12 protein-coding genes are annotated in these 25,993 nt (G+C 70.1%); 10 read left to right on the forward strand and 2 right to left on the reverse strand.

The window, feature by feature from the left end:
- Window positions 1-133: 133 nt before the first annotated feature.
- The 9 genes from ACPTTF_RS08530 to ACPTTF_RS08570 all read left to right on the forward strand — a co-directional run bounded on the left by ACPTTF_RS08530 (window position 134) and on the right by ACPTTF_RS08570 (window position 22,371).
- Entirely contained in the window at window positions 134-9,793 is a 9,660-nt protein-coding gene (locus ACPTTF_RS08530; protein WP_423370877.1) for an amino acid adenylation domain-containing protein, read from the forward strand.
- Window positions 9,794-9,802: 9 nt separating this feature from the next.
- Window positions 9,803-14,806, forward strand: a complete 5,004-nt coding sequence (locus tag ACPTTF_RS08535; RefSeq protein WP_423370878.1) for an amino acid adenylation domain-containing protein — start codon at window positions 9,803-9,805, stop codon at window positions 14,804-14,806.
- Window positions 14,796-15,830 (forward strand): GNAT family N-acetyltransferase, encoded by a 1,035-nt coding sequence (locus tag ACPTTF_RS08540; protein ID WP_423370879.1) that lies wholly within the window; start codon window positions 14,796-14,798, stop codon window positions 15,828-15,830. Before ACPTTF_RS08535 ends, ACPTTF_RS08540 begins: the two co-directional genes overlap by 11 nt.
- Before the next feature lie 32 nt (window positions 15,831-15,862).
- Window positions 15,863-17,227, forward strand: coding sequence for a lysine N(6)-hydroxylase/L-ornithine N(5)-oxygenase family protein (locus ACPTTF_RS08545; RefSeq protein ID WP_166964301.1), 1,365 nt, complete (start codon window positions 15,863-15,865; stop codon window positions 17,225-17,227).
- 22 nt (window positions 17,228-17,249) lie between these two features.
- Entirely contained in the window at window positions 17,250-19,502 is a 2,253-nt protein-coding gene (locus ACPTTF_RS08550) for a TonB-dependent siderophore receptor (protein ID WP_423370880.1), read from the forward strand.
- Window positions 19,503-19,588: 86 nt separating this feature from the next.
- Window positions 19,589-20,428: a formyltransferase family protein gene (locus ACPTTF_RS08555; protein ID WP_423370881.1), complete on the forward strand. Its 840-nt coding sequence runs from the start codon at window positions 19,589-19,591 to the stop codon at window positions 20,426-20,428.
- Entirely contained in the window at window positions 20,428-21,444 is a 1,017-nt protein-coding gene (locus ACPTTF_RS08560) for a GNAT family N-acetyltransferase (protein ID WP_423370882.1), read from the forward strand. Before ACPTTF_RS08555 ends, ACPTTF_RS08560 begins: the two co-directional genes overlap by 1 nt.
- Window positions 21,445-21,694: 250 nt before the next feature.
- On the forward strand, window positions 21,695-21,958 hold the full coding sequence (gene vapB / locus ACPTTF_RS08565) for a type II toxin-antitoxin system VapB family antitoxin (RefSeq protein ID WP_166964309.1): 264 nt from the start codon (window positions 21,695-21,697) through the stop codon (window positions 21,956-21,958).
- Window positions 21,955-22,371, forward strand: coding sequence for a PIN domain-containing protein (locus ACPTTF_RS08570; protein WP_423370883.1), 417 nt, complete (start codon window positions 21,955-21,957; stop codon window positions 22,369-22,371). The genes vapB and ACPTTF_RS08570 overlap by 4 nt, the downstream gene beginning before the upstream one ends.
- A gap of 49 nt (window positions 22,372-22,420) precedes the next feature.
- Here the strand turns inward: ACPTTF_RS08570 and ACPTTF_RS08575 are convergent, their stop codons facing one another.
- Window positions 22,421-23,326 carry a nucleotidyl transferase AbiEii/AbiGii toxin family protein gene (locus ACPTTF_RS08575; protein WP_423370884.1) on the reverse strand — a complete coding sequence of 302 codons (906 nt, stop codon included), beginning with the start codon at window positions 23,324-23,326 and terminating at the stop codon, window positions 22,421-22,423.
- The gene (locus ACPTTF_RS08580) at window positions 23,295-24,368 is read right to left on the reverse strand and encodes a type IV toxin-antitoxin system AbiEi family antitoxin (RefSeq protein ID WP_423370885.1); all 1,074 of its coding nucleotides are present in this window, start codon (window positions 24,366-24,368) and stop codon (window positions 23,295-23,297) included. Before ACPTTF_RS08580 ends, ACPTTF_RS08575 begins: the two co-directional genes overlap by 32 nt.
- A gap of 341 nt (window positions 24,369-24,709) precedes the next feature.
- On the opposite strand from ACPTTF_RS08580, the gene ACPTTF_RS08585 reads away from it, so the two are divergent.
- Complete coding sequence (locus ACPTTF_RS08585) at window positions 24,710-25,873, forward strand: M20 aminoacylase family protein (protein ID WP_423370886.1); 1,164 nt, start codon at window positions 24,710-24,712, stop codon at window positions 25,871-25,873.
- Window positions 25,874-25,993: the final 120 nt, after the last annotated feature.

A 25,993-nucleotide genomic window follows, 5' to 3' on the forward strand; every position in this document is an offset into this window, starting at 1 on the left:
AAAAAAAAGTATCCGCGCGCGCTTTGAGCACAAAACGGTAAAAAATCGGCCGCGCCGTTCGTCACACCAGTGAAGCCGCCCCAAGCGGCCCCGAGACTTGGCCGAAGCGGCCGGACCGAAGGACTTCACGCACATGACGAGTTTCCCGACTGCGCTGCATCACCGAATCCGCGAACTGGCGCGCATCGCGCCCGACGCACCCGCAATCGCGGCACCTTTCCAGAACGACTTGCGCCTGTCACGCGGCGCGCTCGACGCGCGGGCGTCGCGGCTGGCCCGGCAACTGCGCGCGGCCGGCGTTGGCGCGGAAGTGCGGGTGGGCGTGTGCGTCGAGCGTTCTTGCGAACTGTTCGTCGCGCTGCTGGCCGTGCTGAAGGCGGGCGGCGTGTTCGTGCCGCTCGATCCGCGCCATCCGGCCGCGCGCCTCGACTGGATCGTCCAGGATGCCCAGCTGCGGCACGGGATCGTCGACGCGGCCGGCCGCGCGGCGCTCGGCGCGCCGTTCGAACACGCGTTCGACGCGGCCGCCGACGCGGCGGACGGGCAGGAGATCGCCGGGGATGACGAAGCCGTGCCCGTCCACCCGCGTTCGGCCGCCTACATGATCTATACGTCGGGTTCGACCGGCACGCCGAAGGCGGTCGTCGTCGAACACGGGCCGCTCGCCGCGCACTGCGACGCGCTTGCGGCCGCGCTGCCGATCGAGGCCGGCGACCGCCTGCTGCATTTCGCGTCGGTCAATTTCGACGCCGCGCACGAGTGCTGGCTCGCGCCGCTCGCGACCGGTGCCAGCATCGTCGTGGCGCCGCCGCAGCCATTCGCGCCGGATGCCGCGCATGCGCTGATGGTGCGTGAATCGGTAAACGTGGCCGCGTTCCCGCCCGCGTACCTGCGCGAATTCGCCGCGGTGGCCGCGCGCGACGGCGTGCCGCCGGCACTGCGCGTGCTCGCGTTCGGCGGCGAAGCGCTGCCGCAGCAGGCGTTCGAATTCGTGCGCCGCACGTTCCCGTCGGTACGCCTGATCAACGGTTACGGGCCGACCGAGGCCGTCATTTCGCCGATGCTGTGGCCGGTCGAACCGGGCGAGACGCCGTCGCTGGCCGCCGACGACGCGTATGCGTCGTTGCCGATCGGTCGCGTGATCGGCCCGCGCGTCGCGCGTGTCGATGGCGACGAGGCCGATGGCGTGGGTGAATTGCTGCTTGGCGGCGTTTGCGTCGCGCGCGGCTATCACGGCCGCCCGGCGTTGACGGCCGAACGTTTCACTCCCGATGCCGATGGCGAACCCGGTGCGCGGGTGTACCGCACCGGCGACCTCGCGCGGCTGCGCGACGACGGCGCATTCGACTATCTCGGCCGCCTCGACGACCAGGTCCAGGTGCGCGGCGTGCGTGTGGAGCCTGCTGAAATCGCCGCGTGCCTGCGCTCGCATCCGGCCGTGGCCGACGCGGCCGTGGTCGCCGAAACCGGCAGCGGGCCGACGCGCCTGATCGCGTGCGTCGCACTGCGCGCGGCGGCCGACGACGCGGCGCTCAAGGCGCACGTGGCCGCGCAACTGCCGGCCGCATGGCAGCCGCACCGGTTCGTGCGTTGCGATGCGCTGCCGTATACGCTGAACGGCAAGATTGACCGTGCCGCGCTGCGCGAGAAGATTGCCGCCGCGCGCGACACGGCGCAAGGTGGCGGCGACGCACCGCGCACGCCGACCGAACAGCAGCTCGCCGGCCTCTGGCAGACGCTGCTCGGCCTCGATGTCGTACCGTCGCGCGACGACCGCTTCTTCGCGCTGGGCGCCGATTCGCTCGCCGCGATGCAGTTGCAGGCCGCGATCCGCGCCGCGGTACGCGTGAACCTGCGGCTCGATACGCTATTTGCCGATCCGGCGCTCGCCGAACTGGCCGAAGCGGTCGATCGTGCGGAACGTGAAACCGGCGAACCGCTGGCCGCGATCACCGCGCGCCGTATGACGGCTGATTCGGCCGCAACGATCGCGCCGCACGTCGATCGAGCCGCGTCGCTCGCACAGCAACGTTTCTGGGTGCTCGCGCAAACACGTGACGCGAGCGCCGCGTATCACATCGCCGCGCACTGGACGATCGACGGCACGCTCGATCGCGACGCGCTGCAACGCGCGCTCGATCATGTGATCGGCCGCCACGAAGCGTGGCGCACGACGCTCGTCGACAACGACGACGGCGTCGTGATGCAGCGGATTCATGCGCATCTGCCGGTGTCGATCGTCGACGTCGACCTGCGCGACCAGCCGCCCGCCGCCCGCGACGCGCAAGCCGCGCGTCTCGCCGAGCGCGATGCGGCCGAACCGTTCGACCTCGCGCGCGGCCCGCTGCTGCGCGCGACGCTGGTCGCGCTCGCCGGCGACCGCCACCGCCTGCTGCTGACCGCCCATCACGCGATTACCGACGGCTGGAGCTCGCGTTGCGCGTTCGACGAACTGTCGGCGGCCTATCGTGCGTATGCGGAAGGCGGCGCACCGTCGCTGCCCGACCTGCCGATCCAGTACGCGGACTATGCGGACTGGCAACGCGGCATGCTGGCCGGTGGCGAGGGCGAACGTCAGCTCGATTACTGGCGCGGCGTATTGCGCGACGTGCCGGGCCCGCTCGCGCTGCCGGTCGATCGCCAGCCGGGCGCCGCACGCACGCTGCAAGGTGCGCGCGTGTCGGTGCGGCTGCCCGATGCAGTCGCGGCCGACGTGCGGCAACTCGCGCGCGATGCGCAGGCAACCGTCTTCACGGTGCTGCTGGCCGCGCTCGACGCGTGGCTGTCGCGCCTGACCGGCGCAACGGATGTCGTGGTCGCGGTGCCGGTCGCGCACCGTCAGCGCCCCGAAACGCGTGCACTGTTGGGCCTGTTCCTGAATACGGTCGCGCTGCGGGTGCGGGTGGCGCCCACGCTGCCGTTCCGCGCGCTTGTCGATGCGGCGCGCACGGCGGCGCTCGACGCGGTCGCACACCAGGACGTGCCATTCGAGCGCGTCGTCGACGCGGTGAAGCCGCGGGTCAAGCGCGGCGACGAATGGCTGCGCGTGAAATTCGCGCAGCAGTTCGACGCGCGGCACGACAGCGTGCTGCCGGGCGCGACGGCCGTCGCGACGCCGGGCCCCGATCTCGCCGCGCGCTTCGACTTCGCAGTGGATTTCACCGACGATGCGCATGGCATCGAACTGGTCGCGGCCTATGCGACCGACTGTATCGATGCGGACACCGCGCGCGCGTGGCTCGACAGCTACGCGGCGCTCGTCGGTGCGGCCGCACGCGATCCGCACCAGACGACGGCCGTACTGCCGTGCGACGCGTCGGCCGCTTCTCGCCAGCCGCGCGACGGCCGGGCGCTGCCGGTCGAACATGCCGACATCGTCGCCGCGTTTGCGCGGCAGGCGGCCGCGTATCCGCATCGCGTCGCGCTCGCCGATGCGTCGACGTCGCTGACGTTCGGCGAACTGGACGACGCATCGAACCGCATCGCACGCGCGCTGTCCGGGCGAGGCGTGGGCGCCGAAGCGTCCGTCATCGTCTGCATCGAACGCTCGGCGCGTTTCGTCGTCGGCCTGCTCGGCGCGCTGAAGGCCGGCGCGCTGGCCGTGCTGCTCGATCCCGCCCAGCCGGCCGCGCGACTGGCCGCGGCGGCAGCCGATTGCGGCGCGCGCTGGGCGCTCGTCGCGGATACCGCCGCCTGGCCGGCCGGCATCGACGCACAGCCGCTCGACGTCGATACGCTCGCGCAGGACGCGACGCTCGCGCATGCGGCCGGCGTGCGCATTGCACCGCATCCGGAGCAGGGGGCGTACCTGATCTATACGTCGGGCTCGACCGGCACGCCGAAGGGCGTCGTCGTGTCGCACGGCGCGCTGGCCGACTACGTGCAAGGGATGCTCGACGAACTCGCGTTCGCGCCGGACGCGTCGTTCGCGATGGTGTCGACCGTCGCGGCCGACCTCGGCCACACGACGCTGTTCGGCGCGCTGTGCGCAGGCCGCACGCTGCACCTGCTGCCGGCAGCGTGCGCGTTCGACCCGGATGCGTTCGCGGACGAGATGCGCCGCCGCGACGTCGGCGTGCTGAAGATCGTGCCGAGCCACCTGCAGGCGCTGCTCGACGCACGCGTGCCGGCCGACGTGCTGCCGCGTCACGCACTCGTGACCGGTGGCGAAACGCTCACGTGGGCGCTCGTCGCGCGGCTGGCCGCGCTTGCGCCGGCCTGCCGCGTGATCAACCACTACGGGCCGACCGAAGCGACGGTCGGCGCGATCACATGCGACACGGCGTCGATCGCCGCCGATGCGCGCGATCCCGCGAGCGGCGTGCCGCTCGGTCGGCCGCTGCCGAATGCGCGCGCGCTGGTGCTCGACGCGTTCGGCGCGTGCGTGCCGGCCGGCGCGACCGGCGAACTGTATCTGGGCGGGCCGGGCGTCGCGCGCGGCTACCTGGGGCGCCCGGCGCAGACCGCCGAACGCTTCGTGCCCGATCCGTTTGCGCCCGGCGCGCGGCTGTATCGCACGGGCGACCGCGTCCGGTTGCGCGCGGATGGCCGTCTCGCGTTCCTCGGCCGCATCGACGACCAGGTGAAGATTCGTGGCTACCGTGTCGAACCGGGCGAGGTGAGTGCGGCCGTGCGTGCAGCAGGCCCGATTGCACAGGCCGAAACACTCGCGATCGAACACGACGGCCGCTTGCGGCTCGCGACGTTCGTCGTGATGCGCGACGGCGCGAACTTCGACGAGGCGGCCGTGCGCGCGGCGCTCGCCGCGAAGCTGCCCGACTACATGGTGCCCGCGCAGTTCGTCGCGCTCGCGCGCCTGCCGGTGACCGCGAACGGCAAGATCGATCGCGCCGCGTTGCGCGAGCAGGCGGCCGCGCCGGTCGCGGTTGCGTCCGGCAACGCGCCGCAGGGCGCGGTCGAAACGGTGCTCGCCGAAGTCTGGCAGGCCGTGCTGAAAGCACCGCAGGTCGGCCGCGACGACAACTTCTTCGAACTCGGCGGCGATTCGATCCTCGTGCTGCAGGTGATCGCCCGGGCGCGCAAGCGTGGCGTGCGCTTCACGCCGAAGCAGCTGTTCGACGGCCCGACGGTGGCCGAACTCGCACGCATTGCGAAGACGGAGGACGTGGTTGCCACCGCCGCCGCGCAGCCTGCGGCCGTGGCCGCTGCCAGCGCACCGCTGACAGCGCAGATCCTGACACCCGCGCAACAACGCTTCTTCGCGCTCGACATCCCGCATCGCGGCCACTGGAACCAGTCGGTGGCGTTCGACGTGCGCGGGCCGTTCGACGCGGATGCATTCGCACGCGCGTTCGACGCATTGCTGACGCATCACGACGCGTTCCGCCAGCGCTTCGCGCGCGGCGCGGATGGCACGTGGCACGCCAGCGACGCCGCGAAGCCGTACGATGCGCTGCCGTTCGTCGAAGTCGTCGCACGCGACGAAACCGACGCGCTCACGCGCTTCGACGCATTGCAGCGCCGTCTCGACCTCGGTCGCGGGCCGCTTGCCTGCGCATGCTCGGCACGCTTGCCGGACGGCTCGACGCAGCTCTATCTGGCGATTCACCATGCGATCGTCGACGGCGTATCGTGGCGCATCCTGCTCGACGACCTGGACACGGCCTACCGCGCCGCATGCGAACGCACGCCGGTCCGTCTGTCGCAGCCCGGCCTGCGCGCCGACGCTTGGGCCGCAAGGCTCGCGCGCGCCGCGACGGAACCGGCATCGCCGTTCGCGGCCGAAGCGGCGTACTGGTCCGGCATGGCGCAGGGCGACGACATCGTGCCCGATCATCCCGACGCAGCGGCGACGAACGTCGATGCGGCCGTCGTCGTGCAGACGATCGACGCGGCATTGACCCGCGCGGCGCTGACCGATGCGCATGCGGCCTATCGCACGCAGACGATCGAAGTGCTGGGCGCCGCGCTTGCACTGGCGCTGGCCGGCGTGAGCGGCGCCGCATCGTGCCGTGTCGAACTGGAAGGGCATGGCCGCGAGGCGCTGTTCGACGATGCCGATGCGAGCCGCACGATCGGCTGGCTGACGAGCCATTACCCGGTGACGCTGCCCGTCGCGGCCACCGCGCGCGACACGCTCTGCGCGGTCAAGGACACGCTGCGCGCGGTGCCGCACAAGGGGCTTGGCTTCGGCGTGCTCGCGCACTATGGCGATGCGGCGACGCGCGCGGCGCTGGCCGCCGTGCCGCGCCCGCGTGTCACGTTCAACTATCTTGGCCAGTTCGACGCGCCGCGCGATGCAACGCTCGTGCCGCGCTTCGGCGGCACCGGCGTCGAGCGCGATCCTCAAGGCCCGCTCGGCAATACGCTGGCGATCCACGCGTACCTCGATACGGACCGCGACGGCGCGCGCACGCTGAAAGTGCACTGGGTCTACGGTGCGCCGCAGTTCGAGCGCGCGACGATCGACGCATTTGCCGAACGCTTCGCGGCGGCGCTGCGTGAACTCGTCGACGCATGTGCGTCGCGCGTTGCGCATCGCGGCGGCGGTGCGACGCCGGGTGATTTCCCGCTCGCGCAGGCCGCTGGCCTCACGCAGGCCGCAATCGAACGCACGCCGCTCGACTGGCGCACGATCGACGACGTGTATCCGCTTTCGCCGATGCAGCAGGGCATCCTGTTCCATGCGCTGTTCGCGCCAGGCCATGCCAGCTACGTGAACCAGCTCGTCGCGACCGCGGCCGCGCTTGATGCCGACCGGCTCGCAGCTGCGTTCGAGGCGTCCGTCGCGCGTCACGACATCCTGCGCACGAGCGTGATGCCGGATGAAGCGGCGCCGCTGCAGTGCGTGCATCGCCACGCGCAGATGCCGGTCGAGCAACTCGACTGGCGCATGCGCGGCGACACGCTCGACGCCGATTTCGACGCGTGGCTCGCGGCCGATCGTACACGCGGCTTCGACTGGCGCGAGCCGCCGCTGATGCGGCTCACGCTGATCCGCGTGACTGACGACGCATGGCGCGTCGTATGGACGCGTCACCACGTGCTGCTCGACGGCTGGAGCACCGCGCGCCTGCTGGCGGACGTCCTGCGCGACTATCGCGACCCGGACGCCGTGTCGCCGTTTGCGAGCCGCCCGGCGCTGCGTTATCGCGACTTCATCGCCTGGCTCGGCACGCGCGACCGCGACGCCGACGAACGCTTCTGGACCGAACGCCTCGCGCGACTCGACGCCCCGACGCTGATCGCGGAACGCACGGCCGACCGCGCGGATGCCGAGATGCTCACGTGGCGCGCGACGCTCGATGCCGACGCGATGACGCGCGTCGCGCAGGCGGCACGCGCCCTGAAGCTGACCGTCAACACGCTGGTGCAGAGCGCGTGGGCGCTCGCGCTGCAGCGGATGACGCACCAGCCCGCCGTCGCGTTCGGCGCGACCGTCGCGGGCCGTCCCGACGCACTCGCGGACGTCGACTCGGTGCTCGGTCTCTTCATCAACACGCTGCCGGTGATCACCGCGCCGGCGCCGAAGCAACGCGCGGCCGACTGGCTGCAAACGCTGCAACGCGAGAACGCGGCGGCCGCCGAGCACGCGCATACGCCGCTCGCCGACATCCAGCGCTGGGCGCGCGGTGCGGGCGGCGCACTGTTCGACACGCTGGTCGTGTTCGAGAACTACCCGGTCGACGACACGGCGCGCGACACCGACCCGCGCGCGCTGGCGTTGAGCGGCGTGCGCAGCATCGAAGCCACCGATTTCGCGCTGACGCTCGTGATCGAGAGCGGTGCCGAGCTGACGATCGACTACGGCTACGACACCGCGCGCGTCGATGCGCGGCAGGTTGAAACCTGGCACCGCGCGTTCGCCTGCGCGCTCGACGCGCTGGCCCGCACGCCGGATGCGCTGCTCGGCTCGCTGTCGATCGCCGATGACATCACCCGCGACGCGCTGGCGCAGGACACCGCGCATGTATGGCCGGTGTCGCAACAACAGCCGCTGCACCTGCAATTCGCCGATGCGGCGCGGGCGACGCCCGACGCGATCGCGCTCGAATACACGGACGTTCACGGCGGCGTGCATCGCGCGACCTATCGCGAACTCGACGTCGGTACGTCGCGCATCGCGGCCGCGCTGCGTCGCCGCGGCGTGCGGCCTGATACGCCGGTCGCGTTGTGCGTCGAGCGTTCGTTCGACATGGTGATGGCGCTGGTCGGCGTGCTGAAGAGCGGTGCGGCCTACCTGCCGGTCGATCCCGACTATCCGGCCGAGCGCATCGCGTATCTGCTGCGCGACGCGCGGCCGGCCGTCGCGATCACTCAGGTCCATCTGCGTGAGCAGGTCGAGGCCGCGCTGGGCGACGGTGCGACAACACAGTTGCTGACGGTTGCCGACCTGCTCGCCGATGAAATCGACAACGACGACGGCGGAGAGGCCGCCGAGATCGACGACGCACAGCTTGCCTACCTGATCTACACGTCCGGTTCGACCGGCAAGCCGAAGGGCGCCGGCAACACGCACGGCGCGCTCGCGAACCGGATCGCGTGGATGCAGCACGCATACCGGCTGACGCGCGACGACGTCGTGCTGCACAAGACGCCATTCGGCTTCGACGTGTCGGTGTGGGAATTCGTGTGGCCGCTGGCGATCGGCGCGAAGCTCGCGATCGCCGCGCCCGGCGACCATCGCGATCCGGCGCGTCTCGCGGCCGCGATCCATGCGCACGGCGTGACGGTGCTGCACTTCGTGCCGTCGATGCTCGCCGCGTTCGCCGCGTATCTCGACGATTTTGCAGCCGCTGCGCAATGCGACAGCGTGCGCCTGATCGTCGCGAGCGGCGAGGCACTCGCCCCCGAGCTGGTCGCGAAAATGGCGCGGCTGCTGCCGAACGCGACGCTCGTCAACCTGTACGGGCCGACCGAGGCCGCGATCGACGTGTCGCACTGGACGTGCGGCCCCGACGACGCGCGTGCGGTCGCGGTGCCGATCGGTCATCCGATCGCGAACCTGCAACTGCACGTGCTCGATGCCGCGTGGCAGCCGGTGCCGGCCGGCGCGACCGGCGAACTGTATCTCGCGGGCGCGGGCCTCGCGCGCGGCTATCTCGGCCGTCCTGCGTTGACCGCCGAGCGCTTCGTGCCCCATCCGTTCGTCCCGGGCGCGCGCATGTACCGCACGGGCGACCTCGCACGTCGGCGTGCCGACGGTGCGCTCGACTACCTCGGCCGCGTCGATACGCAGGTCAAGCTGCGCGGCCAGCGGATCGAGCCGGGTGAGATCGAGGCGCTGCTGCGCGCGGCGCCCGGCATAAACGATGCGGTCGTGATCGTGCGCGACGAGCAGCTGATCGGCTATGTCGCGCGCGGCGACGCGGGCCCGCTCGACCGTGCGGCGCTGCTCGACGCGCTGCGCGCGCAACTGCCGGCCTACATGGTGCCGTCGCAGCTGATCGAACTCGATGCGTTGCCCGTCACGCCGAACGGCAAGTGCGACCGCCATGCACTGCCCGCGCCGGTGCGCGAAACGGCAGCCGAAGTGGAACTCGCGACCGACACGGAACACGCGCTCGCCGAGATCTGGCAACGCGTGCTGCACATGGACGCGATCGGTCGCGACGGCGACTTCTTCCTGCTCGGCGGCCATTCACTGCTCGCGACGCAGGCCCACGCGCAGGCGAACCTGCACTGGGGGCTCGCGTTGCCGCTGCGCACGCTGTTCGACACGCGCACGCTGGCGCGCTGCGCGCAAGCGATCGACGCGGCCTGCGCGGCACGCGGCGCGACCGATGCGGCGAGCGCGATCGACGCGCTGCTCGGCGAACTAGAAACCCAATAAGGACGACGGATGACGAAGGTTCAACCCGACTGGCTCGCGCTCGCGACGCGTTTCGCGCAACTGCCCGATGCGCAGCGCGCCGTTTTCATCGACAAGCTCGGCGCGGCCGGCATCGATTTTCGCGTGCTGCCGATCCCGCCGCGCACGCCGCGCAGCGACCGCGTGCCGGCGTCGTTCGCACAGACGCGGCTGTGGCTGCATGCGCGGCTGATCGATGCGCCCGACGCGTATCACATCACCGAGCGCCTCGCACTGACGGGCCCGCTCGACGCGCACGCGCTGCGCCTGGCGTGCGATGCGCTGATCGCGCGCCACGAGGCATTGCGTACGACCTTCGACGAAGCGCAGGACGGCGTTGCGCAAACGATCCATGCGCCGATGCGCTGCCCGTGGCGCGAAACCGGTCTCGAAGCGCTGCCGGACGCGCAGCGCACGGCGCACGCTAAAGCCGTCGCGACGGCCGATGAAGCCGAACCGTTCGATCTCGGTGTGGCGCCGCTCGTCCGCGCCCACCTGGTGCGCTTCGATGCGACGCATCACTGGCTCGCGCTGACCGTGCACCACATCGTGTCGGACGGCTGGTCGTCGGGCGTGATGCTCGAGGAACTCGCGGCGTTCTATCGCACGTATGCGTCCGACCGGTCGGTGCCGCTCGCGCCGCTACCGATCCAGTACGCCGACTACGCGCTGTGGCAGCGCCGCTGGCTCGACGCCGGCGAACGCGAACGCCAGCTCGCGTTCTGGCGCGAACGGCTCGATCCGCAACGCGGCGTGCTGACGCTGCCGGGAGCGGCAGCGCGACCCGCACACCGCAGTGCGCGCGGCGCCCGCCATGTGTTCTCGCTCGACGCGCGCATCGGTGCGCAACTGCGCGCATTCGCGGCCGCATCGGGCGCGACGCCGTTCGCGGTGCTGCTCGCCGCGCTCGATGCGCTGCTGGCGCGCGCGACGGGCGATGCGCGGATCTGCGTCGGCGTGCCGGCCGCGAACCGCGAACGCGCGGAAGTCGCCGGCCTGATCGGTTTCTTCGTCAACACGCTGGCGATCGACGTCGACGTGCCCGCGCACGGCGATTTCTCGTCGCTGGTCGCGCGCACGCAGCGTGCACTCGTCGACGCGCAGATGCACCAGGACGTGCCGTTCGAACAGGTGGTCGATGCGCTCGGCGTGTCGCGCAGCGCGAGCCACCATCCGCTGTTCCAGGTAATGGCCGCGTACGGCGAGCGTCGCGCGCTGCCGGCGCTCGGTGCGGCGTCGGCAGCGTTGCTGCCCTCCGGTACGCCTTCCGCGAAATTCGACCTGACGCTTTCGGTCGAAGCGACGCCGGACGGCACGTTCGACGCCGCGTTCATCTACGCGCTCGACCTGTTCGATGCGGACGCGATCGAACGGCTGGCCGCGCGTTTCGTCACGCTGCTCGCCGATGCGCTCGTGCGCCCGGACGTGCCGGTCGGCGATCTCGACTGGCTGCCTGCCGGCGAGCTTGCGCAGCTCCTTGCATGGAACGCGCCGGCCGGTGCGACCGATGCCGAGCCGTTCGTCCCCGTGCATGCGCGCATCGCCGCGCATGCCCAAGCCCGGCCCGACGCGCGCGGTGTTGCCGATATCGATCGTGCGTTCACGCGCGGCGAAGTCGACGCGCGTGCGGCCCGCCTGGCACGCCATCTGGTGGCGGCCGGCGTACGGCCGGAAATGCGGGTCGGCGTCGCGCTGCAGCGCTCGGTCGACCTGCTCGTCGCACTGATCGCGGTACTGAAGTCGGGCGCCGCGTTCGTGCCGCTCGATCCGGCTCATCCGCGCGAACGGCTCGCACAGATCGTCGGCGACGCGAACATCGCGCACGTGCTGACCGACGGCGCGAGCGTCGCGTCGCTGCCCGAGCTGCCGGCGCTGCGCGTGTGGCGCGCCGATGAGGTCGATGCACTCGACGAAGCGGCGCACGTCGTGCTGCCGGACGTGCTGCCGGGCCATGCGGCCTATGCGATCTACACGTCGGGCTCGACCGGCAAGCCGAAGGGCGTGATCGTCGACCATGCGTCGTTCGCGCTGCATTGCGCGGCGATCGCCGAGCGCTACGGCGCGGGCGAGCAGGATGTGTTCCTGCTGTTCCAGTCGGTCAACTTCGACGGCGCGCACGAAGGCTGGTTTTCGCAATACATGTCGGGCGCCGCCGTGTCGGTGACGGCCGACGTGCTGTGGCCGCCCGCGCAGACCTGCGCGATGATGGTCCGCGACGGCGTGACGATGACCTACGTGCCGCCCGGCTGCGCGGCGCAACTCGCCGAATGGGCGCTCGCGCACGGCGCGCCGCCGACATTGCGTTCGCTGACCGTCGGCGGCGAAGCGACGTCGCGCGAGGCGTTCGCGATGCTGCGCCGCGCACTGCCGAACGTGCGCGTGGTGAACGGCTATGGCCCGACCGAGACCGTCATCACGCCGACGCTGTGGATGTTCCGGCCCGGCGACGATCTCGTGAAGCTCGGTGACGCCGCGTACCTGCCGATCGGCACGCTGGTCGGCGCTCGCACCGCGCATGTGCTCGACGAGCGGCTGCATCCGCTGCCGGTCGGCGTGATCGGCGAACTGTATCTGGGCGGTGAGGGGATCGGCGTCGCGCGCGGCTATCTCGACCGCCCGGCGCTGACCGCCGAGCGGTTCGTGCCCGATCCGTACGGCGCGCCGGGCGCGCGGCTGTACCGCACGGGCGACCTCGTGCGGCGTCGCGCGGACGGCGTGTTCGACTTCATCGGCCGCGTCGACCATCAGGTGAAGCTGCGCGGGCTGCGCATCGAACTCGGCGAGATCGAGGCACAGCTTGCCGCGCACGACGCGGTTCGCGAAGCATGCGCGGTCGTGCACGGGCAGGGCGCACTCGCGCAGCTCGTCGCGTACGTCGAGCTGACCGCCGACGCACAGGCGGCCGCGCAGCCGGTCGAAGCCGCGACGCTCGACGCGCACCTGCGTCGTACGCTGCCCGATTACATGGTGCCCGCACAGCTGATCGTGCTCGACGCGCTGCCGCGCAACGCGAACAGCAAGGTCGACCGCGCGCGGCTGCCGGCGCCCGTGCGTGTCGAACGCACGTACGAAGCGCCGCAGGACGGCGACGAAGCCGCGCTCGCGGCGATCTGGTGTGGCGTGCTGAATCTCGAGCGCGTGGGCCGGGGCGATCACTTCTTCGATCTCGGCGGCCATTCGCTTGCCGCCGTGCGCGTCGCGACCCGCGTGGCCGAACGGCTCGGCCGCGACGTGCCGGTGCGCGCGCTGTTCGAAGCGCCGGTGCTCGCGCAGTACGCGCGTCAGGTGGCCGATGCGCCGCGCGCCGCGCAGGCCGGTGCCGCGGCACCGGGCGTCGCGGTGGCCAAGCCGGACGCACACGGCGTGTGGCCGCTGTCGCCGGCGCAGCTCGGCCTGTGGTTCCTGTGGCGCGCGCAGCCGGACAGCGCCGCGTACAACATTCCGGTCGCGCTGCGGGTGCGCGGCCCGCTCGACGTCGATGCGCTGCGGGCTGCGTTCGCGGATGCGGCGGCCGTGCATCCGGCACTGCGCGCGCGGCTCGTCGCCCGCGACGGCGCATTGCCGGGCCAGCGGGTCGACGCGGCGATGCAGGTCGAACTGCCGGTGATCGACCTGTCGGCGCATACCGATGCGCTCGCCCGTGCCGCAGCGCTGACCGACGAGGATGCACTCGCGCCGTTCGACCTCGCGGCCGACGCGCCGCTGTGGCGCGCGCGGGTGCTGCGGCTTGGTGCGGACGATCACGTGCTGTCGGTGACGATTCATCACATCGTGTCGGATGGCGAATCGATCGAGCTGTGGCTCGATGCGGTTCGTGCGCGCTATGTCGCCCGCGTGCAGGGCGGTGACGTGCCGGCCGAAGAGGCCGTGCAACCGGCCACCCAACTGGCCGTCCCGCTCGTGCTCCCCGCGCCGTGCCATCCGTCCCGCGTTGCGTACTGGCGCGATGCGCTGGCCGACCTGCCGGCGCGCGTGCTGCCGCAGCGCGCGGACGCGCCGGCCGTGCCGCAATGGCGCGCGGCCCGCATCGCGTTCGAATTCGACGCTTCGCTGATCCGCGCCGCACGCGACACGGCATCGGCCGCGCACGCGACGCTGCCGATGTTGCTGCACGCGGCGCTCAACACCGCGCTGTTCCGCGCGACGGGTGCGGCCGACCAGCCGGTCGGCGTGCTCGCGTCGACGCGCGAGCTGACGGGTGACGCCGCCCGCGAGGCGCTCGGCCTCTTCATCAATTCGGTGGTCGTGCGCACGCGGATCGACCCGGCCGCGCGTCGTGCGGATGTGCTCGCACACCTGCGCGACACGGCGCTCGCGGCCTATGCGCACGCCGACGTGCCGTTCGCGGACGTCGTCGCGGCGCTGCGCGCGCCGCGTGCCGCGCAGGCCAATCCGCTGTTCCAGGTGATGTTCAACTACCTGCGCCCGACCGGTGCCGCGGCGCGCGACTGGGCCGGCCTGTCGCTGGCCGGATTCGACGATGTGCGCCACCGCGTCGTGTTCACGCTGGAGCTGGACGTCGTCGAGCATCCGGACGGCCGCGTGAGCGCCGCGTTCTCGTATGCGGACGAGCTGCTCGAGCGCGGCTTCGTCGATGCGCTCGTCGATGTCTACCACGATGAAGTCGCGCGCTTCGCCGGCGCGTCGGAAGCCGCGCTCGGGGCGCCCGACAAGCGGGCCGTTGCGCAGGCGTCGGATCGCGCGCAAGCGGAAGGCAGCGCACGCGCTGCAACGCCGTCGCGTGCACCGCATGCGGCTGCCGCGCTCGCGGCGCTGTGGTCCGACACGTTCGCGACGGCCGCGCCCGAGCCCGATGCCGACCTGTTCGAAGCGGGCGCGACCTCGTTCGACGTCGTGCGCTTCGTCGACGCGGCCGGCCGGGCCGGTCACGCGCTGACGGTCGCCGACCTGTTCGCGTCGCCGACGCTCGCGGCACTCGGCGCGCGGCTCGATGCGCGCACGGAAACGGGACAGGAGGAACGCCATGCTGGCTGAAGTGCGTCCGGACGGATTCACGATGCTCGATACGTACCGCCTCGCATTCGCGGACGGCCTGTTCGCCCTGCGCGACGGCGCGGAGATCCGCGTCGCGCAGGGCGACGGCATCGGCGCGCAGCTGTTGCGCGCGCAACTCGGCGACGACGGCGCACTGCGCCTCGTCGCGTACAACCATCGCGCGGCGCCGGCCGACCAGCGGCGTGCGCTGCTGGCCGCGTTGGCCGCGGCGTTTTCGGACAGCGCGCGCCACGCGGCGATCCGGCTCGACCCGGCTGCATGGCCCGCGGTCGCGCTCGATGCGCTGCGCGCGAGCGGCGTGCTCGCCGACGCCGGCCGCTGCATGCGCGAAGGCTGGGCACAGCAGGCCGATCTGTGGCTCGTCGGCCCGCATCTGCCGTGCGCGACGTTGCCGATGTTCACCGACGGCCGCCGCCACCCGCGCCGGCCGCCGGCGCCGCGCGGCGACGTCTATGCGCGCGACCTGCCCGCGCTCGGCGTGCGCTTCACGCTGCGCGGCTGGCAGCCGGCCGAGGACGCCCAACTCGTCGCGCGCTGGTTCGACGAGCCGCGCGTGCGCGACGGCTGGCCGGGCGCGCAGCCCGGCGCGGACGGTACGCCAGGCGCCGCACCCGATGCCGATCCGCACGTCACGCCACTGGTCGGCTGCTTCGACGGCGAACCGTTCGCGTATTTCGAAGCGTTCTGGCTGAAGGAAGACGCGCTCGCGCCGCACGTCGCAGCGCGCGACTACGACCGCGGGTTGCGGATGCTGGTCGGCGAAGCGCGCTGGCGCGGCCCGCATCGCGTGGCGGGCTGGCTGCCGTCCGTCGTTCATTACCTGTTTCTCGACGACCCGCGTACCGAAGCGGTCGGCTGTGCCGTTCCGGCCGGCCACGCGCGGGTTGCCGACCATCTCGCGCGGCATGGCTTCGCGCGGCAGCGCCGTCTCGCGCTGGCCGACGCGCAGCCGCTGTGGATGCGCACGCTGCGCGAGACGTTCTTCTCCGGCCGTCACGTCTGACGGGCCGGATTCACCGACAAGGGAGCTGAGACATGCAGAGAGAAACCGTATTCGACCTGATCGGCGTCGGCTTCGGGCCGTCGAATCTGGCGCTGGCGATACGCCTCGCGGAGCGCAGCGGCGCGCGCACGTTTGCCCATTGCTTCGTCGAGCGCCAGCCTGAATTCGGCTGGCATCGCGGGATGCTGCTCGACGACTGCCGGATGCAGATCTCGTTTCTGAAGGATCTCGTCACGATGCGCGATCCGAAAAGCCGCTATACGTTCATCAACTACCTGTTCGAACGCGGCCGCCTGAACGAATTCGTCAACCTGAAGAATTTCTATCCGACGCGCGTCGAATTCCACGATTACCTGAGCTGGGTCGCCGACGCGTTCGACGATCGCGTTCACTACAGCGAGACCGTGCTGGGCATCGAGCCCGTGCGTGGCGACGGTGCCCGGATCGACGCGCTGCGCGTGCTGTCGCGCGACGCCACCGGCCACGAGCGCCAGCGCGTCACGCGCGCGCTGTCGGTCGGCGTCGGCGGCACGCCTGCGATTCCGGACGCGTTCGCCGCGCTCGGCCGCGACCGCGTGATCCATTCGTCGTCGTACCTGACCGACATCGACCGGCTCGTCGCGTCGCCGGACGGCGAGCGCCGCCGTGTCGCGGTGATCGGTGCGGGGCAGAGCGCGGCCGAGGTGTTCATCGATCTCGCGCGCCGTTTCCCGCACGTCGATGCGAGCCTCGTGATGCGTGCCGGCGCGCTGAAGCCGGCCGACGACAGCCCGTTCGTCAACGAGATCTTCAGCCCCGAATTCACCGATGTCGTCTATGCGCAACCGCACGACGCACGCCGCGCGCTGCTCGAACGCTATCGCGACACGAACTACGCGGTGGTCGACCGGCCGCTGATCGAACAGATCTACGAAATGCTGTACCTGCAGCGCATCGACGGCACGCCGCGTCATGCATTGCTCGCGAACAGCGCGATCGAGGCCGCGGTACGTACCGCCGACGGCCGCATCGAGCTGACGCTGCGCGACCGGATGAGTGGCGCCACGCGCGTCGAACGCTTCGACGCGCTCGTGCTGGCGACCGGCTACCGCCGCGACACGCACTCGGCGCTGCTCGAAGGGCTCGCGCCGCACCTGGGCGATGCACTCACGCGCGGCGACGTCACGCGCGACTACCTGCTCGCGACGCCCGAAACCTTCGCGCCGCGCATCTACCTGCAAGGCTGCTGCGAAGACAGCCACGGTTTGTCCGACACGCTGCTGTCGGTACTGGCGCGCCGCGCGGACGAAATCTGCGCGTCGCTCGAAGACGGGATCGCGCCCGCCCATGACGAAGGCGCGGCCCGGGCAAGACAAGAAAACGGGGTGAGCGCGAGCCGGATGGCTTTCGCTCTTTGACAAAGGCGCGGTCGGAGACCGCATGAAAAAAGTGGAGCAGAGAAAGATGGAGTGGGCAACAGGCACGCGTTTGCGTGCGATCGCAGCCGCGGCGAGCGTGGCGTTCGGTGCGGCTGCAGGGCAGGCGTATGCCCAGACGGCGCCGGCCGTGAACGCAGGCGCCGCGGCGTCGGCCAGCAGTGCGCAGGGCGGTGCGGCGGCCAGTGCGTCGACCGGCACGCTGCCGACGATCAACGTCAACGCGGCCTCGGAAGGCGACGGCACGGTCGGACTCGTCGCGAAGCGCAGCCGCACCGGCACGAAGACCGACACGCCGATCAACGAGATCCCGCAGACGATCAACGTCGTCACCGCGCAGCAGATCGAGATGACCGGCGCGACCGACGTGAACGCGGCATTGCGCTACGTGCCGGGTTTCTCGTCGTACGGCTCGGACAACCGTTCTGACTGGTACTCGGCGCTGCGCGGCTTCACGCCGACCGCGTACGTGAACGGGCTGCAGGTGCCGAACACGATCAACCTCGCGAGCTGGCGCGTCGATCCGTACATGATCGACAGCATCAGCGTGCTGCGCGGGCCGACCTCGGTGCTGTACGGCGCGGGCGATCCCGGCGCGATCATCGACGTGCAGACCAAGCTCGCCGACGGCGAGCGCGTGCGCGAAGCGGGCGTGCAGATCGGCAACTATGCGCGCAAGCAGTTCATGATCGATGTGGGCGACAAGCTCGACCCGGACGGCAAGTATGCGTACCGGTTCGTCGGCGTCGCGCGCGACGGCAACGCGCTGACCGGCCCGAACAACGACCAGCGCGTCGCGCTCGCGCCGTCGTTCCGCTGGCGCCCGAACGCGGATACGTCGCTGACGCTGTCCGCGACGTACCTGCAGGACTGGGGCGACATCTCGTCGAACTTCCTGCCCGCACAGGGCACGGTGCTGCCGAACCCGAACGGGCAGATCAACAAGGACGTGTACGAGGGCGACCCGAACTTCAACTACTACCGCAAGAAACAGTGGTCGGTCGGCTACCAGTTCGAGCAGAACCTGACTTCGGCCTGGACGTTCCGCCAGAACGTGCGGCTGATGCACCTGTCGCTCGACAACGGGTCGGTGTGGGGCGCCGGCTTCGCCGACGGCAGCAAGACCGATGTCAACCGCTGGGCCGGTGTGTTCCAGATGAATTACAGCCGCTTCGACATCGACAACAACGTGGAAGGCCGCTTCGCGACGGGCCCGCTGCAGCACACGCTGCTGCTCGGCTTCCAGTACAACCGCCAGACCGCGACCGACAGCGAATGGATGGCTGCCGCGCCGACGCTGAACATTTACAACCCCGTCTACACGCCCGTGACCACGGCCGTGTTCTCCGATCCGAACACCACGTATCGCACGAACACGTACACGACGATGAACACCTTCGGCCTGTACGCGCAGGACCAGATCAAGTGGAACCGCTGGACGCTGACGCTCGGCGGCCGCGAGGACTGGGTCACCATGCGCCAGGACGACCGCGCGGGCGGCACGTCGACGAAGGCGGACGTCACGGCGTTCACCGGCCGCGTCGGCCTCACGTACCAGGGCGACTACGGGCTGTCGCCGTACATCAGCTACGCAACGTCGTTCAATCCGCTGATCGGCGTGAACCTGCTCGGCGGCGGGTTGCCGCAGCCGACGCGCGGCAAGCAGATCGAGGCCGGCCTGCGCTGGCAGCCGCCCGGCAAGAACCTGATGCTGAACGCGGCGATCTACCAGATCAACCAGACCAACGGGATCACGCCGGCGCTGCTGAGCCAGGACGACAGCGGCACCAAGTCGGTACAGTCCGGCGAGGTGCGTTCGCGCGGGATCGAGCTGAGCGCGACCGGCAAGGTCACGCCGAACCTGTCGATGATCGCTTCGTACGTCTACCAGGACGTGAAGGTCATCAAGGCGAACGACAACTCGCTGAACAACTGGCCGGTCGACATTCCGCGTCCGCGCCAGATGGCATCGCTGTGGGCCGACTGGACGTGGCATACGGGGGCGCTCGCGGGGCTCGGCCTCGGCGGCGGCATTCGCTACCAGAGCGCGTCGGCCGGTGGGTCGGACAACGCGCTGACGGTATCGAGCGTCACGCTGTTCGACGCGGGTGTGCACTACGACACGCGTAACTGGCGCTTCGCCGTGAATGCGACGAACCTGGCCAACCGCCACTACATCAGCGGCTGCCAGTCGGTGAACGTCTGCGTTTTCGGCACCGACCGCACGGTGATCGCGACCGCGAAATACAACTGGTGACGATGCGCGCCGCGGCCCGCCGGCCGGCCTTCGTGGCCGGCGCGGGCCGGCTGCGGCGCCTTCGTCCGCTTTTCCACGACGCATCCATGCCGAAGAAAAATCTCGTCTACATCCAGTCGCTGCGCAACGGCGCGGCCGATCGTGCCGGGCAGCCGGTCGCTTATCAGGGCGGCACGCGCTACATGAAGGCGCCGCTCGAATTCCTCGTCGAACGCCTGAACGACTCGCCGCTCGGCGAGCGCTACACGCTCAGGGGCGTGATCTTCGACGACGACGACGGTTCGCCAGCCGATCGCGCGAAAGTGGCCGATTACGGCTTTGCACGCACGCCGGGCCGCCCGTGGATCCTGCCGGAAGGGTTGGCGGTGCAGGGCCGGCCGGTCGACGAACTGTTCTGTTCGATTCCGTCGACGTACCGGCGGCTGCCGCGCGACGCGCACGAGCGTGCAGCCGGCAAACAGGCGTTCGAGCGCCGTCTGCTCGAGCGCCTGCTCGAACTCGAAGCCGACGTCGTCGTGCTCGACGGGCTGCTCGTGATCCTCGACGAGCTCGTGCGGTCCGGTGCGCGTTTTCACCGGCGCATCGCCAACATCCACCCGGGCATCACCGCCGACGGTTCGCCGTACCAGCGGCGCGGCGCGTGGGCGACGCTCGACGCGCTGCATGGCGCGCGCGGCGAACGGGTCGACTGGGCGAGCGGCGCGACGTCGTCCGTCGAGCCCGTGACGATGACGGGCGCGTCGTTCCACTACGTCGACAACGGCATCGATTCCGGCGAGGTGATCTGCGACGTGCTCGACACGCCGATCGCACCGCGCGACACGATTCTCGAACTGCGCTGGAACAACTTCCAGCGCAGCCTGTTTCCGGCGCTCGAGCGGGGGCTGCACGTTCTCGCCGATCGCCACGACGCGGGAGCACTGTGATGGAAGACACGCTGACGAAACCGGCCGGCGCCGCGGACGCCGTCGAAGGTGAAGTGGCCGCGGCGCTCGACGGCGCCGCGCACGGGCAGGCGATGGCAGTCGCCGAGCGCACGCTCGACGCCTGGCGGCCCGACGATTCGCCGGATGCCCTGCTCGCGGCGTTCGTCGCGCTCTTCAACACCGACACGCGATACGACGCGGCAACGATCACGGTGCCGCTCGGCGGCGCCGATGCGGCGGCCGTTGCGTCGTACGTCGCGCGCGCGGTGCGCGAGGGCGTGATCGACGGCGCGCAGGTCGCGGGCGACACGCTGCGACTGACCGTGTCGCGCACGACCTTCTGGCAGAACCCGCGGCCGTGGCTGAAGGCGCCCGCATCGGGCGGGATGCCGCTGCGCTATGCGATCACGAACGGGCACCGGCACCCGGTGCGGCCGCCGTCGCCGGCCGGCGAGATCTATGCGCGCACCATGCCGCAGGTGGGGATGACGTTCAGCCTGCGCACCGTCGATATCGACGCGCACGCGGACCTGTTCAGCGGCTGGATGAACCTCGATCGCGTCGCGCAGTTCTGGGACCAGCGCGGCACGCGCGACGAGCACGCGGCGTATCTCGCCGAGCGGCTCGCCGATCCGCACATGCACCCGATGATCGGTTATTTCGACGACACGCCGTTCGGCTATTTCGAGTTCTACTGGGCGAAGGAGGACCGTCTCGCTCCGTTCTACGATGCGCACGACTACGACCGCGGGCTGCACCTTCTGATCGGCGACTCGCGTTTCCAGAGCGCCGGCAAGCTGCATGCATGGTGGAGCGGGGTGCTGCACTACATGTTCGTCGACGAACCGCGCACGCAGCGGCTCGTCGGCGAGCCGCGCGTCGATCACGTGCGGCACATCGCGTACATGCACCGGCTCGGCTTCTACACGCTGAAGGAGTTCGACTTTCCACACAAGCGCGCGGCGCTCACCGTGATCGAGCGCGATACGTTCTTTGACACTTTCCGGCTGCCGTGACGGGGCGGGCGCGCAGCGTCGGTGCGACGTTGCGCGCGGTCCGGTGCCGCGCCGGCATCGGCCGTTCGGGATATGGACTGCGCGGCCTGCGTCGTGAAGAATGGATCGCTCTCCTCATCGACGACAGGCCGGCAACATGACAAAAACACCCGTGGCAGCGTGGGGCGCGACATCCGATTTGCGCCCCCTCAAGTTGACATATGCAGGCATATGCCTAGAATGGGCGCATCGTACTCCCATGGAGTGGCTCATGCGCACCGTTTCCATTTTCAAGAACGCCCGTAACCAGGCAATCCGCATCCCGAAGGACATGGAGTTCGAGGGGGTGACGGAACTCGAGATTCGCCGCGAGGGTGACACCCTGCTGCTGCGGCCGGTACGGCCCACGTGGCTCTCGTTCGCGAGCGAACCGCTGGCCGATGCCGACTTCCTCGCCGAACGCCCGGCCGTGATCGAGCCAGGCCGCTTCGACCTTTCCGGCGGGGATGCCGCGCCGACGGAGTCCGGCCAGTGACCACGCTCTACATGCTCGATACGAACATCTGTTCGTTCATCATGCGCGAGCGGCCGCCGGTGGTGCTGGCGCGGCTGCAATCGTGCGTCAATGCGCAGCACCGGATTGTCGTCTCGGCCATTACCTATGCCGAAATGCGGTTCGGCGCAGTCGGCAGGAAGGCGTCGCCGAAGCATGCGGAACTCGTGACGGCCTTTGTGTCGCGGCTCGATGGCGTGCTGTCGTGGGATACGGCGGCCGTCGATGCAACGGCCGCGATTCGTGCCGATCTCGCCACGCGCGGCACGCCGATCGGCGCGAACGATGCGTCGATCGCCGGGCATGCGATCGCGGCCGGTGCGGTGCTCGTCACGAACAACGGCCGGGAATTCGGCCGGGTGGCCGGGTTGTCGCTCGAAGACTGGGCGGCCTGAGCGCGGCGGTTCGAAAGCAGCGATGACGCTGCGGCTCCACCACGTCGCGTCATGCGTGGGGGGCAGGGGAATCGGCGAGAAAGGCGTCGCGGAATGCGTCGAGATACCGGTTGGCGTCATCGCTGAATTCACCGGGCAACAGCGCGAACGCGCGTGCCAGCAGATCCTGGCCGAGCACGGCATAGGTCGCTGCGTCGGACAACAGCGCGCGGATGGCATCGCGCGTTTGCGGTGAAGCGATCCGTTTCGCGTCTCGCGCGAGCAGTGCGGCGGCGGCAAGGCCCGGCTGGAACGCATGCAGTTCGAGCAGGTCGGGGGCGGCATCCCAGATGCGTTCGCGGTTGCCTGCATCGTGAAAATTCCGCAGCAGGAACAGCAGGTCGTACGCATCGCTGTTCTGGCGTGCGCGCCGGTCCTTCCAGGCGAGCAGCTTCAGCAGCACGAGCGCCGGCAGGCTGGCCACCGGCACGACGGTGCGCGCGTCGACCGACACCGGCTGCGCGGTATCCACCGCTTCCTGGAAGCCGAGCACGTTCAGCACGAATTCACCGCCCGGCGGCCACGCGATTTCGCCCGGCGGCGTTTCGAGCGGCCCGAACGGCACGAGATCGAGCTCGGTGCGAAAACCGTGCGTACCGCTCTCGAACAGCAGTTTCTGCTGCTGTTTCGGCGCGCGCGTGAATTGCCCGGTCGCGACGAGCGCATCGACGAGCTGCGCGTGAAACGGCCAGCTCACCACACACACCGCAACGTCGACGTCCCGTGTCGCGCGCACCGGCCGGATGCCGTGGACGTGCCACATCAGGATGTCGCGCGCGGTTGCGCCGGCGACGACGAAGGCCGCGTCGACGCGCGCGCAGGCACGGCTGACCGCTTGCAGCAACGCGACCGCCGCCGGGTCGAGCGGCCGGCGCACGTCGACTTCAAGCGGGCGGGTGGGCGAGGTATCGGTCATGGATCCGTTCGGCGGCGGCAAGGTTGCGGCTGTCCCCCGACGAGACGAGATCCGCATAGATCAGGAGCGGCGGTACGAGCGACACGTGCGGCTCGTGCCAATCGAGCGCGGGCGAGTGCGGCCAGAATGCTTCGACGATTTCGACGTCGCCGTGATCGTCCGGACGCAGGCGGGCCTGGAGCAGCAGGAGGTTCGATGCCGCGCCGTGCGTATAGACGGTGATCGCGGCCGGCTTCAGATCGTGCGTCAGCAGGTCGGCCGCCGGTTCGCCGCCGAGCCGCGCATCGAACGATGTGAAATCGAAACCGCGCCACCAGTCGGGCGCGAGGCTCGCATAGCGGCGGCTCGGCAGTTTCGCGCGCAGGCGGCTCGGGTACAGCGCAACCCATTCCTGCACGAAGCGCGGCCAGTCGGGTATCAGGCGCTCGCCATTGCGGCGCTGCCCGACGAGGCCGCGCGCGATCAGGTCGTCCATCGCGAGGTTGACCGTGCCGAGCGCGACACCCGACGCGGCCGCAATCGCCCGATACGGCTGCGCAACGAGGCCCGGCTGCGTCGCGATGGCGAACATCACGGCCAAGCCCTTCGGCGTCGTTGCGCGCGATGCCTGCCGGCGCGGTGTGCGTGCGGGTTTCGGCCGGCCCGCGATCATCACGGTCGCCTCCGGTTGAATCAGGCATGCGTTGCCCGCGGTGTCGAGAAACGGGATGCCCTGGTCGGTCAGGCCGGCGGCCAGTTCGGCCGAAAGATAGGGTGCGATCAGCATCAGCGGCCGCTCGCCGGGCGTCGCGGTAGTACCGCCGCGGCGGTGCAGTGCCGCGAGTGCACCCGGCAGCGATTCGACGCGCAGGCTCACGGCGGCCGGCATCTCGAATACGTGCCCGGCAACGTCGAAGCGGATCATCGCGTCGGCTTGCCCGGTGTATGCGGCCGGCACGCGCACGGGCCGCGCGCTGAAGCGCCGGGTCGCGCGTTCGAACGCGGCGCAGGCTTCATCGAGCACGTGCTGTTCCGACATCGGAAGGGGGGCATTCTCGGGCATCGGAGGCGATTGCTTGTTCACTTCTTCATCAGCGTACACAAAAAATGTACGCACGTCAAAAAATGAACAAACATCCGCAACACATTGATATATCTGAGCTATTCCGGATGCTTGAACGGTCATCATCGAATCCCGGTGCTCATCAAATCGATGTGGAGCCCACAGTTTCACGTGCCTGGACCGCGTGCGGCAGTCATCCGGATGGCCAGTTTTCCTATCCCGTGTGCGGTGCGCGATACGGCAACCATCAGTTGCTACCGTGACGACTTTCCGTCTGCCCGGTTGCTGGTGAACCGACTATCCTTGCCTGCACATTCCCCGCAGAAACAGGAGACGACACCGTGACGCACAGCGTGATTCCAGCAGGCCTGGCCGATGAAATGATCGAGATCCGGCACCGCATCCATGCCTACCCCGAGCTCGGCTTCGAGGAATTCGCGACGAGCAACCTCGTCGCCGAGCAACTGCAGTCGTGGGGCTACACGGTGCATCGCGGGCTCGGCGGCACGGGCGTCGTCGCGCAGTTGAAGGTCGGCGACGGCACGCAGCGCCTCGGCCTGCGCGCCGACATGGATGCGCTGCCGATTCACGAGGCGACCGGCCTGCCGTACGAGAGCAGGATCGCCGGCAAGATGCACGCGTGCGGCCACGACGGCCACACGGCGATGCTGCTCGCGGCCGCGAAGCATCTCGCACGCGAGCGCAGCTTCTCGGGCACGCTGAACCTGATTTTCCAGCCGGCGGAAGAAGGGCTCGGCGGCGCGAAGAAGATGCTCGACGAAGGGCTGTTCGAGCTGTTCCCGTGCGATGCGATCTTCGCGATGCACAACATGCCGGGTTTCCCGACCGGCAAATTCGGCTTCCTGCCGGGGCCGTTCATGGCGTCGTCCGACACCGTCGTCATCGACGTGCAGGGCCGCGGCGGCCACGGCGCGGTGCCGCACAAGGCAATCGATCCTGTTGTCGTGTGCGCGCAGATCGTGCTGGCGCTGCAGACGATCGTGTCGCGCAACGTGCCGCCACTCGACATGGCGATCGTCACGGTCGGCGCGATCCACGCGGGCGAGGCGCCGAACGTGATTCCCGATCGCGCGCAGATGCGCCTGTCGGTGCGCGCGCTGAAACCCGACGTGCGCGACCTGCTGGAGACGCGCATCAAGGAAGTCGTGCATGCGCAGGCTGCCGTGTACGGCGCGACCGCGACGATCGACTACCAGCGCCGCTACCCGGTGCTCGTCAACGACGCGGAAATGACCGAGTTGGCGCGCGGTATTGCGCGCGAATGGGTGGGCGAAGCGAACCTGATCGACGGGATGGTGCCGCTCACCGGCAGCGAGGATTTCGCGTTCCTGCTCGAGAAGCGGCCGGGCTGCTACCTGATCATCGGCAACGGCGACGGGGAGGGTGGCTGCATGGTGCACAACCCCGGTTACGACTTCAACGACGCGGCGCTGCCCACCGGTGCGTCGTACTGGGTCAAGCTGGCCGAGGCATTCCTGGTTTGACGCAGAGGCGCGGCGGCGTCGCAGCCGCCGTTCGACGTGTGCGTATGCGTCCGTGAAACCGGACGCGACAGCACGCGCGTGAATTTGACGCTCCTTGACATCGACGGAACAGGTCGCGTG

The organism is Burkholderia crassaminum (genome assembly GCF_964265005.1).
Lineage (GTDB): Bacteria > Pseudomonadota > Gammaproteobacteria > Burkholderiales > Burkholderiaceae > Burkholderia.